At 73.1% G+C, this 14,864-nt stretch carries 2 protein-coding genes; both read left to right on the forward strand.

Annotation, left to right across the window (positions count from 1 at the left end):
* Positions 1–4: 4 nt before the first annotated feature.
* A complete protein-coding gene (locus VKQ35_RS20745; protein ID WP_324364687.1) occupies positions 5–11,632 on the forward strand; it encodes a hypothetical protein in 11,628 nt (3,875 codons plus the stop codon).
* A gap of 3 nt (positions 11,633–11,635) precedes the next feature.
* On the forward strand, positions 11,636–14,767 hold the full coding sequence (locus VKQ35_RS20750) for a CHAT domain-containing tetratricopeptide repeat protein (protein WP_324364689.1): 3,132 nt from the start codon (positions 11,636–11,638) through the stop codon (positions 14,765–14,767).
* Positions 14,768–14,864 lie beyond the last annotated feature (97 nt).

Consider the following 14,864-nt stretch of genomic DNA (forward strand, 5'->3'; position numbering starts at 1 on the left):
AGCGATGGCCAGACCCATCACAGCAGCGAACATCCCAGCGCCAAGGCCCAGGCGCCGATGGCTGCTGGGTGGCTCGGCGCTGTGCGGCGCGAGCCTGGTTTTCGCCGTGGCGGCCCAGGCGCAGACCCTACCGGCGATCCCCGCGGCGGCGGCGATAAAGTTCTCCACCGGCGGGGCGCTTCCGACCATCACCGCGCCCAACGCCAACACACTGGACGTCGCGCTGAACGCGCCCCGGACCGTTATCAATTGGGACAGTTTCCACGTCAGCGCCGCCGACGCGGTCACCTATCACTTCGGCCAGACGTCCGACATTGTCCTGAATAAGTCGCCGACCCAGATCCAGATCGACGCGAATGGGCACGTCACCGGGCTGGTCGGCGCGGTGGCCGGCGGCAATATCTGGTTCTATTCGCCGGGCGGCGTGGTCATCTCGCCGGGCGCGGTGATGAGCGCGGGCAATTTCGTCCTGGCCAAGGGCCCGGCCATCGACGACGCCACCTTTGTCGACGCCGCCAGCCCGCTCGGCGTGCTGCGCGCCGCCTCCGACTCCCTGATCCAGATCGATACGATCACCCTGGCGACGAGCGCCTCGATCGGTCCGACCGGCGACCTGGTCCTGACCGCCTCCTCGGGCGACCTCAACGCGACGACTGCGCTGGCGGCGGGCTCGGCGACCGTTTCGGCGACCACGGGGTCGGTGAACGTCGGCGAGGTCACCGCCGGCGGGACGGCCACCGTGACGGCCCCGGCCGGCGCCATCTCGCTCGGCCAGCTTAACGGCTCAAGCGTCTCAGCCACGGGCCTGACCACCGTCTCGGTCACATCGGCGGCGGCGAGCGGCCTGGCGGGCGACATCGTGCTCAACGGCGGCTCCAGCGCGAGCCTGGGCAGCGGGACGGCCGGGCGCGACATCAAGGTGATCGGCCCCGGCGCGACCCTGGGCGGGGCCAGCGCGGGCGACAGCGTGTTCGTCACCGCGACGACGGGCCTGGCGACGGTCAGCGGGACGGTGACGGCCGGCAACGACATCGAGATCACCAGCACCACCGGCTCGGTCTCCGCCACGACCGCGACGCTGACGGCGACGGGATCCGGCGCGACGGACGACGCCCACGTGTTGGCGCAATCCACGGCGGGGTCGGTGTCGGTGGGCTCGGCGACGACCCAGGGCGCGGGGGTCACGGCCGGCGACATCACCATCAACGGCGCGACCGGGGCGACCCTCGGCTCCGGCCACTCGTCGCAGGATCTGAAGGTCCTCGGACCGACAGCCGGCCTTGGGTCGGGCAGCGCCGCGCGCGACGTCTTCGTGACCGCCACGACGGGCGGGGCGACGGTGACCGGCGCGGTGCTGGCCGGCGACGACATCGAAGTGACCGCGACGACGGGCGCGGTGACCGCGACGACCGGCAGCCTGACCGCCGGCGGCCCGGGCGCGGTGGGAGACGCCCACGTGCTCGCCCGGTCGACCGGCGGGTCGGCGACGGTGGGCTCGGCGGCGACCCAGGGGACGGGCGCGGCCGCCGGCGACATCACCGTCAGCGGCGCGACCTCGGCCAGTCTGGGATCGGGGAATTCGTCGCACGACCTGAAGGTCCTGGGGCCCGCGGCGAGCCTTGGCTCGGGCAGCGCCGCCGACAGCGTGTTCGTGACCGCCACCACCGGCGCCGCGACCGTGACCGGTGCGGTCTCGGCGGGCAACGACATCGAGGTGACCGCGACCACCGGCTCGGTCGCCGGGCTAGGCGCGAGCCTGACGGCGACCGGTGTCGGCGCCACCGATGACGCCCACGTTCTGGCGCGGTCCACCGGCGGGTCGGTGTCCCTGACCTCGGCGGCGACGCAAGGGTCAGGCGCGGCGGCCGGCGACATCACCGTCGACGGGGCGACCGGCGCGACTCTGGGCTCCGGGAGCTCGTCGCGCGACCTCAAGGTGCTGGGTCCGAGCGCTGGCCTCGGATTCGGCATCGCGGCGCGGGATGTGTTCGTCACCGCGACCACCGGCACGGCCACGGTGACCAGCCAGGCGGTGGCCGGCGACGACATCGAGGTGACCGCCACGACCGGCTCGGTGGCGGCGGGCGGCGCGGACCTGAAGTCGAACGGGACCGGCGCCGTCGGCGACGCCCATGTGCTGGCGCAATCCACCGGCGGCTCAGTCGCGGTCGGTTCGGCGGAGACCCAGGGGACGGGCGCGGCGGCCGGCGATATCACCGTCAGCGGGGCGACCACGGCGAGCCTGAGCTCCGGGGCCTCGTCGCATGACATCAAGGTCCTGGCGCCAACGGCGAGCCTGGGGTCGGGCAATGCGGCCAACAGCGTCTTGGTGACCGCCACGACCGGTTCGGCGACCGTCACCGGCGCGGTCACCGCCGGCAACGATATCGAGGTGACCGCCACGACCGGCTCGGTCACGACGACCGGCGCCAGCCTGACCGCGACCGGCGTCGGCGCGGCGGACGACGCCCATGTGCTGCTGCAATCCACCGGCGGCGCGGTCTCGGTGGGCTCGGCGGCGACGCAGGGGACGGGCGCCGCGGCCGGCGACGTCACCATCGGCGCGTCGACCACCGCGACCCTGACCGGCACGATCAACTCAGCGCGCGACGTTTCGGTCACGGCCGGCGACGTCCTGGCCGGCGGATCGACGGTCAGCGCCACGCGAGACCTGGCGGTCAGCGCCACGACCGGCAACGTCGCGCTGGGGACCGCCAGCGCCGGCGACGACATCGCGGTCCGCGCGCTCGCGGGCGCGATCACCGGCTCGGGCGACCTGCAGTCGGGTCAAACCCATGATCCGGCCGACCCGGACCCGTCAGGCGCCGCCGACACCCTGGTGGGCTCGACGCTGACCGGCCACGACATCGACCTCAAGGCCCAGACCATCGCGATCACCGGCAATGTGGCCGCCGGGCGCGCGCCGGACGTGAACGAGACGCTGGGCGCCGCTCAGGTCGCCTCGACCCTGGTCGCCGAGGCCACCAACCCCGATCCGGCGCCGGGGACCGCGGCGCTGCAGCTGGCCACCGGGCCCGGCAAGTCGGTGACCGCGCACAGCGACATCAGCCTGAAGGCCGAGAACGCGGCGGCGAGCTCGATCCAGACCGGCGACGTGTTCGCCGGCGGCGACGTCGCCGTCGACTCCGCCGCCGGCAACATCACCATGGCCTCGGCGCTCGCCGGCGACGACGTGGTGCTGCGCGCGTTGAGCGGCGCGATCTCGGTGGCCGGCAATGTCGAGTCCGGCCGCGACTCGCCCGGCATGACGCCCACCGACTCGGTCGGCGCCGGGGACGCCCTGAACGCCGCCAAGCCGTTCAGCGACTTCGACGGCAACCCGGCCACGGTGTTCAGCGCCGTCGGCTTCGACGTCAACATCGTCTCGCAAGCCGTCCACGTCGGCGGCGCCGCCATCGCCGGCCGCCAGCCCAGCACTGACGCTCCGAACCTCGCCGGCCCGGTCGACGCCTCCACCTCGGACCTGCGGATCGAGACGCGGATCTCGGCCACGCCGGTCAACGGCCTGGATCCCAATATCAGTCTGGGATCGGCCATCGCCACCCGCGACATGCAGATCGACTCCGCCAAGGCGATCACCACCGGGGCCCTGATCGCCGGCCGCGATATCGCGGTGCTGGGCCGGGGCGCGCCGACGCCCGGCGCGGCGCCCGGCGACCACACCGGCGCCGGCACCACCATCGCCTCCGAGCAGGCCGGGGACGACGCGCTGTCGTTCAGCATCTATGGGCGGACCCATATCCTGGGCTCGGTGACCGCGGGCACGCCGATCCTGCGGCTGGTTCCGACCACCGACACGAACATCGACGGCGCGACCCAGGCCGCCGACCAGCTGGCGATCTACCTGCACTACTTCGATCTCGACAACGCCAGCGAGCCCTTGGTCCTGCCGGGCGGCGTGATCCATATCGTCGGCCAGGGCGTCACCGTCGGCGGCGCGCTGTCGGCCCATGGCGTCGGCTCGGACATCCGCATCCTGTCGAGCCTCGACATCGGCGTGCTGGGCGCGGTGACCGCGGGCGGCAAGGCGACCTTTCAGACCCTGCCGGGCGGCGGCGCGGTGAACGTCGGGTCGGTGACGGCCGTGGGCGACGTCTTCCTCGACGGCGGCGGCGCCGGAACCGGCGTCCTGGCCTCGGGCGCGCTCACCTCCACCAACGGCCAGGTGGCGATCCGCGCCCGCGACGGCGCGGACATCAGCCTGGGCAGCGTCTCGGCCGGCGACGACCTGGTGATCCGCGGGACCGCCGGCCTGACGATCAGCGGCCCGGTGAACGTCGGCGGCGGGACCGACGCCGTCGGCCTGGGCGATGCGCTGGTCACCTCGGATGGCGCGCTCACCCTGGCGGGCCACGCCTATGATCTGACCGGGCACAACATCGACGTGACCGTCGGCTCGGTGACCACGCCCGGGACCCTGACGGCTGTGGGCGACATTCGGCTGCAGACGACTGGGGCGGTCAGCCTGACCAGCCTCTCGGCCGGGCGCGATGTGCTGGTGGATGCCGGCTCGACGGTGCTGACCGGGAGCTTAAGCGCCGGGCGCGACATCGGCGTGCGCTCGACCGGCGCGGGCGCCTCGGTGACGATCGGCGCCGCCTCGGCCGGCGACGATCTGGTGGTCCGGGCGAAGGGCTCGATCTTCGCCACAGGGACGTTGAGCTCGGGCGGCGGGGCGGATTCGGCGGCGGCAGACCAAGCCGGCGATCTGATCTTCAGCGCCGATATGTCGAACCTGGGCGGCAACCTGAACCTCACCGGCCAGACCGTCGACCTGCGCTCCACCGCGGGCTCGATCACGGTGACGGGTGCGGTCAATGCCGCCACCGACGCGCGCTTCCAGACCGCGACCGGCGGCGGGTCGGTGACGGTGGGCGCGGTGACCGCGGGCCGCGACCTGCTGCTGGACGGCGGCGGCGGCGGCCCCAACGGCGTGCTGGCGGCCGGAGCCCTGACCTCGACGAATGGACAGGTGGCGATCCGCGCCCGCGACGGGACGGACATCAGCCTGGCGAGCGTCTCGGCCGGCGACGACCTGGTGATCCGCGGGACCGGCGCCCTGACGCTAAGCGGCGCGGTCAACGTGGGCGGTGGCGCGGACAGCGCGGGCCTGGGCGACGCGCTCGTGACCGCGAGCGGCGCTCTCACCGTGGCCGGCCACGCCTATGACCTGAGCGGCCACAACGTCGACATCGTCGCCGGCTCGCTGACAACGCCGGCGACCCTCAGCTCCGTGGGTGATTTGCGGATCCAGACGACCGGCGCCGTCAGCCTGACCAGCCTCACGGCCGGCCGCGACGTGCTGGTGGACTCCGGCTCGACGGTGCTGACCGGGAGCTTAAGCGCCGGACGCGACATCGGCGTGCGCTCGACCGGCGCCGGGGCCTCGGTAACGATCGGCGACGCCTCGGCCGGCGACGACCTGGTGGTCCGGGCGAAGGGGTCGATCTTCGCGACCGGGACCCTGACCTCGGGCGGCGGCGCCGACTCCGCGGCCGGCGACCAGGCCGGCGATCTGATCTTCAGCGCCGCGGCGACGAACCTGGCCGGAAACCTCAACCTCACCGGCCAGAATATCGACCTGCGCTCGAGCGCCGGCTCGATCACGGTGACGGGCGCGGTGAACGCCGCCAGCGATGCGCGCTTCCAGACCCAGGCAATAACTGGCGGCGCGGTCACGGTGGGCACGGTGACAGCGGGCCGCGACCTGTTGCTGGACGGCGGCGGCGCCGGCGGCGTGCTCGCCACCGGGACGCTGACGGCGACCAGCGGCGACGTGGCCGTCCGCGCCCGTGACGGCTCGACGGCCAGCCTGGCCAACGTCTCGGCCGGCGACGACGTAGCGATCCGAGCGTCGGGCGACCTGACGATCAGCGGCGCGGTGAACGCCGGCGGCGGCGCCGACAGCGTCGGCCTGGGCGACGCTCTGAAGTCCGCCAGCGGCGCTGTGACGGTGGCGGGTCACGCCTACGATCTGAGCGGGAACAACATCGACATCGTCGCCGGCACGGTGACGACGCCCGGGCTGCTTTCCGCCGTCGGCGACGTGCGGCTGCAGGCCACCGGCGCGATCGACGTCTTCAACATCACCGCGGGCCGCGACCTGCTGGTCGACTCCGGCTCGACGGTGCTGACCGGCATCCTGAGCGCGGGGCGCGACATCGGGGTGCGCTCGACCGGCGCCGGCGCCTCGGTGACGATCGGCAATGCGTCGGCCGGCGACGACCTGGTGATCCGCGCCAAGGGTTCGATCTTCGCCACCGGGACCTTGAGCGCCGGCAGCGGGGCGGACTCCGCCGCGACGGACCAGGCCGGTGACCTGATCTTCAGCGCCGACCCGTCGAACCTGGGCGGGAACCTGAACCTGACCGGCAGGACCATCGACGTGCGGTCGACGGCCGGCTCGATCACGGTGACCGGTTCGGTCAACGCCGCCACCGACGCGCGCTTCCAGACCGGGGCCGTGACCGGCGGGTCGGTGACGGTGGCCGACGTGACCGCCGGGCGCAGCGTGCTGCTGGATGGCGGCGGCGTGGGTCCCAACGGGGTGCTCGCCAGCGGGACGCTGACGGCGACCAGCGGCGACGTGGCGGTCCGGGCGCGCGACGGCTCGGCGATCAGCCTGGCCGACGTGTCGGCCGGCGACGACGTGGTGCTGCGCGCGGCGGGCGCGATCACGGTCAACGGCGCGGTGAACGCCGGCGGCGGCACGGACAGCGTGGGCCTGGGCGACGCGCTCTCGACCACGGAAGGCGCGGTGACGCTGGAGGGCCACGCCTACGACCTGACCGGACACAATGTGGATATCGTCGGCGGCTCGGTGACCACGATCGGCGGCGTCACGGCGGCCGGCGATGCGCGCTTCCAGTCGGTGGGCGCGCTCAATCTGGGCGCCCTGACAGCGGGCCGTGACGTGCTGGTGGACGGCGCCTCGACGGTGCTGACCGGCGTGCTCAGCGCGGGCCGCGACGTCGGCGTGCGGTCGACCGGCGACGGCGCCTCGGTGACCGTGGGCGGCGCCTCGGCGGGCGACGACGTGGTCATCCGGGCGAAGGGCTCGATCTTCGTGACCGGGCCGCTCAGCGCCGGCCTCGGCGCAGACTCCAGCGCGACCGATCAGGCCGGCGACCTGATGTTCGGCGCCGCCAAATCGAACCTGGGCGCCGATCTCGACCTGGTGGGCGGGACGGTCGACGTGCGCTCCAGCGCCGGCTCGATCTCGGTCACCGGCGCGGTGACCGCCGCGACCGACGCGCGCTTCCAGACCCAGGCGACGACCGGCGGCTCGGTGACCGTCGCGGCGGTGACGGCGGGCCGCGACGTGTTGCTGGACGGCGGCGGCGCCGGCCCCAACGGCGCGGTGGCGACCGGGACGCTGACCGCGACCAATGGCGATGTGGCGGTTCGCGCCCGCGACGGCAAGGGCATCAACCTCGCCGGAATCTCGGCGGGCGACGACGTGGTGCTGCGCACGACGGGCAGCGTGCTGGTCAACGGGACGGTGACCGCCGGCAGCGGCGCCGATAGCACCGGCCTGGGCGACGTCCTGCTGACCACCGACGGCGTGGTGACCCTGCAAGGCCAATCCTACGACCTGACCGGTCATGACGTGGACATCGTGGCCGGGTCGGTGATGACGATCGGGACGATCACGGCGACGGGCGTCGCATCCGACGTGAGGGTCCAGTCGCTGGGCGCGCTCAACCTGGGCGGTCTGACGGCGGGCCGCGACGTGCTGGTCGACGGCGGCTCGACGGTGGCGACCGGGCTCTTGACCGCAGGCCGCGACGTGGGCGCGCGCTCGACCGGCGTCGGCGCCCAGGTGTCGATCGGCGGCGCCTCGGCCGGTGATGACGTGGTCATCCGGGCGAACGGCTCGATCTTCGTGACCGGGCCGCTCAGCGCCGGCGGCGGAACCGACTCCAACGCCGCCGATCAGGCCGGCGACCTGATGTTCGGCGTGGCGAAATCGTCCCTGGCCGGCGCCCTGGACCTGGTCGGCCAGATGGTCGATGTGCGCTCCACCGCCGGCTCGATCCAGGTGACCGGCGCGACCAACGCCGCCACCGACGCCCGCTTCCAGACCCAGGCGACCACCGGCGGGTCGGTGACGGTGGGCGCGGTCACCGCCGGGCGTGACATCCTGCTCGACGGCGGCCCCGGGCTGGGCCCGAACGGCGCGCAGGCGACCGGGACGCTGACAGCGACCAGCGGCGATGTGGCCGTGCGCGCCCGGGACGGCTCGGCGATCAGCCTGGCGGACGTCTCCGCCGGCGACGATGTGGTGCTGCGCTCGACCGGCGACATCCGCGGCAGCGGCGCCGTGACCACCACCGGGCAAGCGTCCACCGTCGGCCTGGGCGACAAGCTCATCGATCCGAGCGAAAGCGGCGCGCTTTCGGTCGGCGGCCTGACCTTCGGCCTCGGCGACTCGGACATCGACATCATCGGCAATGTGATCGGCATCCTGCGGGCCAGCGCGGTCGGCGGCGTGCGCATCCTGGCCGGCGCCGGCTCGCTGATGGGCGGCGCCAGCGCCGGCACCGACATCCTGATCGACAGCACCGCTGACCTGACGGTCGGCGACCTGACGGCGGCCGGCGACATCGCGCTGCGCTCGAAGTCAGGCTCGCTCACCACCGGCAGTCTGAGCGCCGGCGACGACATCGTGCTGCGCGCCGCGCAGGGGGTCACCGCGGGCATGCTGAAGGTGGGCGGCTCCGACCACGTCGGTGTCGGCGACATGCTGTTCCTCGCCGATCCGACCGCGCTGGGCGGTAGCTTCGACGTGACCGGCGCCACGATCGACGTCAAATCCGGCTCCGGCCCCATCACCATCTCCGGCGCTCAGGGCCCCGGCGACATCCGGCTGCAGACGACGGGCGGCGTGGTGACGATCTCCGGCGCCGTCACCGCCGGGCGCGACTTCTTCGCGGACGGCGGATCGGTGGCGGCGACCGGCGGCCTCACCGCCACGCGCGACGTGGCGCTGTTCGGGCGGACCGGCAATGTCGCCGTCGCCTCGGTCACGGCGGGCAATGATTTCGTGGTGCGCGCCGGCGGTGACGTGACCGCCAGCGGCGACCTGAAGGCCGGCCAGACCCCGGCGACGGGCGGCGTCGGCGACCGGCTGATCGCGGCCGGATCCGGCGCGGCCACCCTGTTCGGCGAGGCCGCCGACGCCGGCGTGGGCGTCCTTGACCTCCGCGGCGCCAACATCACGCTGAGCGGTGCGGTCGACACCGAGGCGGGCGCTCACCTGCGGCTGCAATCCACCGGCGCCACGACGCTCGGGACCGCCACGGTGGCCGGGGACATATCGATCGACGCGGCCGGCGACCTGACCGCGGGCGACCTTTCCGCCGGGCGCGACGTGGCGCTGCGCTCCACGGGCGGCGGTATCTCGATCGCCTCGGCCAAGGCCGGCGACGACATCGTGCTGCGCGCCGCCAACGCCATCGCCGTCTCCGGCCAGCTCAACGCCGGGCAGGGGGCCGACGCGGCCGGCGCCGGCGACGGCCTCTTCAGCCTCAATCCCACCAGCCTGGGCGGCGATTTCGACCTGGCCGGCGGCAACGTCGACCTAAAGTCGGCCGCGGGCGGCATCTCGGCGCTGGGTGCGATCAGCGCGCCGACCGACGTGAGGCTGCAGGCGGCCGGCGCCGTGGTCACCGGCTCGGTCGCCGCGGGCCGAGACATCCTGCTGGATGGCGGCGCGGTCACCGGCGCCGACGTGCGCGCGGGCCGTGACGTCGCCGTCCGCGCCCAGACCGACTCCGTCACCCTGGCCAGCGTCGCGGCCGGCGACGACGTGGTGCTGCGCGCGGCCAAGGACGTCACGGTCAGCGGCGCGATCAGCGCCGGCGGGGCGGCGGACAGCGCCGGCGCCGGCGACCGGCTGTTCGCCACCGACAAGACCGCGCTGAACGGCGACTTCGACCTTTCCGGCGGCAATATCGACGTCCGCGCCCACGGCGCGATCACCGTCGGCGGCGCGGCGACCGCGGCCGGCGACGCCCGGTTCCAGACGCTGGGCTCCGGCGCGGTCAGTCTGGCGGCGGTCACGGCCGGCGGCGACGTGCTGGCTGACGGCGCCGCGGTCCAGGCCAGCGGCGCCCTGCTCGCCAACCGCGACGTCGCCGTGCGGGGCCGCACCGGCGCGGTGCGGCTGGCCACGATCAAGGCCGGCGACGACATCGCCATCCGCGCCGGCGGCGACGTCTCGGTGACCGGAACCCTGTCCTCAGGCTCGGGCCCGTCTGCCACGGGCGCGGCGGACCGGCTGATCTCATCGGCTGAGAGCGGCCCGATCATGCGGTTGGTCGACCCCTTGGCGGCCACGGCCTCGATCGAAGGCTTCACGCTGGCCAACGGCGACATCGACATCAAAAGCGGCGGGGCCATTTCGCTGAACGGCGACGTCAACGCCGCGGGGTCGGCGTCCGGCGTGCATCTGCAGGCGGCCGGCAAGATTTCCGCCGGCAGCGTCACCGCCGGCGACAGCATCTTCGCCCGCGGCGGCGATTTCGCGCTCGGCGGCGCCTGGCGGGCCAACACGGCGCGCCTCGAGGTCACCGCCGCCGGCGGCCTGGCGCTGGGCGAAGGCGTCTCGGCGGCTTCCGGCGGCGTGGCGCTCAGCAGCAGCGCGATCGGCCTGATCGACGCGCCCACCCTGCAGATCTTCCTGGGCGACAGCTCGGGAACGATGCGCGGCGCGGGGCTGTCGATCGGCACGCTCAACATCGACGTCGCCAAGATCAAGACCTCGCTGGAGCTCTACGCCGGCGCGGCGTCGCAGGTGGTCATCTCCGGCGCCTTCGCGCCTTCCAGCGGCGGGGTGAACAGCACCATGGTGCGGATCGGCGCCCCGAACGCGGACGTGGGCGACTGGACCCCGGGCTCGATCCGGGTGATCGCCAACAGCGGCGGCTCGATCGGGGTCTCGACCACCGTCACGGGCCGCACCTTCAGCGACATCCGCGCCTTCGGCTCGGTCGAGCTGAACGCCACGAACGACATTCTGATCGGCTATCAGGACTTCATCGACAAGCTCTCGGCGACGTCTGCGGCCGGTGTCTCTTCGGCGGTCAGGGTGCTGACCGCGCCGCAGACCTTGGGCGGGCAGCGCATGCTGATCACCGCGGGCACGCTGACGCTGCGGGCCAACGGCAAGGTGGCGCAGCAGGACACCGAGGGCCTGCTCGGCAACAACCCGATGGGCCTCTATCTGTTCGGCGGCTCGGCGACCGTGCCGCAGCTGGTGCTGGGGCGCACGTCCGGCAAATCAGTGGGCGCCGTCACCCTGCCCGACTACATCGAGCTCAACGGGGCGCTGACCACGGCGGCGACCATTCTGACCGGCACCAACGCGTCGCTGGCCAATGTGATCGCGTTCGCCAACGGCGTGACGCCGAGCGCCTACTATCGCATCAACTCCTGCGCCATCATGCAGCCCGGCAGCTGCACCTCCTCGAGCGTCCACTCGACCGTCAGTATCGCGCCCGACCAGCTGACCAATCTGACGGTCCAGGACCGCACCGCCGCCGCCGGCACGGCCGACCCGACGGTCGCCAGCGCCACCAACGAAGAAAGCTGGAAGGACCCGAAGTAGGCCATGGCGCGGCGTTCCGGTCAGAGTGGCGGGGTGATGGCGGTCATCGCGGCCCCCCTTCTTACGGCCCTGACGCTCGCCGCATCGGCGCAGGCGGCCAGCGCCGCGCCGCGTGAGGATTTCCCGCTCGGCCAGAGCGCGCGCAGCGGCGCGGTCTGTCAGGCCGTGCGCGACTTCGAGGACCCGCTCGCCGCCAAGGCCGGACTGCGCGCCTGGCAGGTGACCTGCCGCGGCTGGACCCAGACGCTGGGGCGGATCTACGCCTTCCATGGCGACGGGGCGACGGCGGCCCAGGCCTGGCGCAGGGCGCTGGCGGAGCGCGCGACCTGTGAGCCCGGCGGCGCGGTCCCCGACCCGCTGCTGGCCAAGACCACGCTGGCGACCTGCAAGAGCAAGCCGCTCGGGGTGAACTACGTGGCCTATGAGGCGCAGGCCGGCCACGACGTGATCGCCGCCGAAGGCTACGCGGCCATCGGCGACGTGCTGGCGACTGGCGTGAAGGTGGCGCTCGGCCGAGCCCCGCCGCCGGCCGCGACCAGCCGCCAGACCGCCAACCTCGGCTCCATGCTCGGCGGCCAGATCGAGAACCTCAACGCCGCGGCGGAAGCCAGCGCCAACTCGCCCGCCAAGCAGAAGGAATCGGCCTACCGCGAGGCGCAGGAATGGCAGTTCGGCGACGCCGAATCCCGGTTCAGCCACCTGGCCGAGACCTCGCTCGCCGGGCTCGGGCTCACCGACCGCGCCGAGGCCTATCTGAACGTGGCGATCAACGCCTCGAACGGCGGCCGCTACACCGAGGCCGAGGCCTATTTCAAGGCGGCCACGCCGCTGGTGACCGAGGCCAACAGCCCGCCCTTGAGCGCCCTGTCGTTCAACATCCTGGCGGCCCACGCCCGCAATCAGCGCCGGTTCGAGGACGCCATTGCGCTGGCGCAACGGGCCATCGCCGTGCGGCGCAGCACCGCGAGCCCGGCGGCCTCCGGCCTCGTCACCCGGGTCGGAACGGACCTCACCCTTGGCCGCGCCGCGGCCATCGCGCTCAACGCCCAGGGCAAGATCCCCAGCCTGCAGCTGTCCGCCGAGGATCGGGAGGCGGTGCGCGACGCCCAGGCCTGGCAGATCATCGGCACCTGCCAGGAGGCCCTCGACCAGCGGCCGCAGGCGCGCCAGAGCCTGCAGACCGCGCTCGATATCCTGAACCGGCCACGCGGCGAGGACGTGCTGGGCTCGGCCGCGCCCTGGCTGGTGGTGCGCGTCCAGGTCGACATGGCCGCGCTCGACCGCGAGGACGGTCAGCCGCAGCTCGCGGTGCGCCGCATCGAAGCCGCGCTCGCCATCTATGAGCCGCTGGATCCGGACTCGCTGCCGCTCGGGCGCTACATCCTCGAGCTGGCGCGGGCCAAGGCGGCGAGCGGACAGGAAGACGCCGCCCTGGGCGACTTCGAGCGGGCCTTCGGCATCTTCCAGATCAAGCGCGGCGCGCTGGGGGCCTCGGCCGACGCAGCGGGCGCCTATTTCGACATCCTGCTGAAGCGGATCGGCGGCGATCCGGTGACCAACGCCGCCGACGCGCAGCGCTTCTTCGCCAGTTCCGAGGCCCTGGTGGGCGAGTCCACCGCCGCGGCGTCCCTGCAGTTCGCCGAGCGCCTGAGCTCCGAGGGCACCGCCAGCGCGGGCATCTCCCGCGCCCGCGACGCGACCCTGCGCCTGATCGCCCAGAAGGACGAAGAGATCCGCCAGCTGCAGCGCGCCGGCGCCTATGCGGGCGACGTCCGGACCAAGGCGGACGCCGAATTGGACGACCTGCGCAAACAGGCCAACGAACTCGAGCAGCGCCTGTTCGACGCCAACCCGCGCTACGCCACCGCGCTCAGCACGACGGTGACCAGCAAGGACCTGCAGAGCGAGCTCAAGGACGGCGAGGCCTATCTGAAGGTCATGTTGCTGGCCGGCCGCGGCTACGGCGTTTTCATCACCAAGACCGAGGTGCGGCCCTACGCGATCGAGATCAACCACAACCAGGCCCGGCAGATGGCCAAGAAGATGCGCGACCCGTTGAGCGATCTCGACTCCGGCGCGCTCGGCGAATGGGACGTCGATCTCGCCTATCAGATCTACCAGAAGATGCTGGGTCCCATCGAGCCGCAGCTCGCTAAGGTCCACCGGCTGATCTATCAGCCGGACCCGACGATGATCGGCATCCCGATCGGCGCCCTGGTGACCGATCCCGCCAGCGTGCAGCTGGTGGCCCGCAACACCGAGGCGGCGCGGGCCGCCAAGACCGAGGTCTCCTACAAGGGCGTGAGCTGGCTGGCGGCGCGCCTGGACACCTCGGTCTCGATTTCCACCGCGGCCTTCTGGAACACGCGCCGCACCCGCCCGAGCAAGGGCGCCAAGCCCTTCCTGGGCTTCGCCGACCCGGTCATCCCCAACGGCCCCACGGCGTTCAAGAACGTGGTCGCCCCGGCCTGGTCGATCAGCATCGCCGGCGGCGCCGACTTCTGCGCGGGGTTCCGCAAGGCGCTGATGAAGCTGCCCCAACTGCCGGAAGCCGATTCGGAGGTGAAGTCCGTGGCCGCGGCGGTGGGCGCGCCGGGCAGCGTGATCCTGGGCGCCGAGTTCACCGACGACCGGGTGCGGCACGGCGGCGGCTTCGAGGGCGCGCTCGACCAGTACCGGGTGCTCTATTTCGCCACGCACGGCCTGCTGCCACAGGCCAATGGCTGCCTGCAGCCGGCGCTGGTGACGTCGCTTGGCGGGCCGACCAGCGAGTCCCTGCTGGACACCGGCGCGATCCCCGACCTGCAGCTGGACGCCGACCTAGTGGTGCTGTCGGCCTGCAACACTGGGGCTGGGCTGGAGGACACCGGCGGCGGCGCGGCGCTCGGCGGCCTGGTGTCGACCTTCACCTACGCCGGCGCGCGCAATCTGCTGGTCTCGAACTGGGAGGTGAATTCCGCGGCGACCGAGATCCTGATGTCGGCCCTGTTCAAGTCGAAGGCCGCAACCCAGGGCGACGCGCTGATCGAGGCCGAGCGGAGCTTCATGGCCCGGGACGACTACTCACACCCCTACTATTGGGCCGCGTTCCTGATCGTCGGCGACAGCGCACGCGCCTTGCCGGCGCCGCAGTGAGGACGGCGCCCGCGGGCCGCAAGGATTGACAAGCCCCCGATGCAGACCGCCCAACTGGCGCCACGCGGGATCCGGGGGAGGACATGCGGGACTTGGG

Origin of the sequence: Phenylobacterium sp. (assembly GCF_035309685.1) — a bacterium.
Classification (GTDB): Bacteria; Pseudomonadota; Alphaproteobacteria; order Caulobacterales; family Caulobacteraceae; genus Phenylobacterium.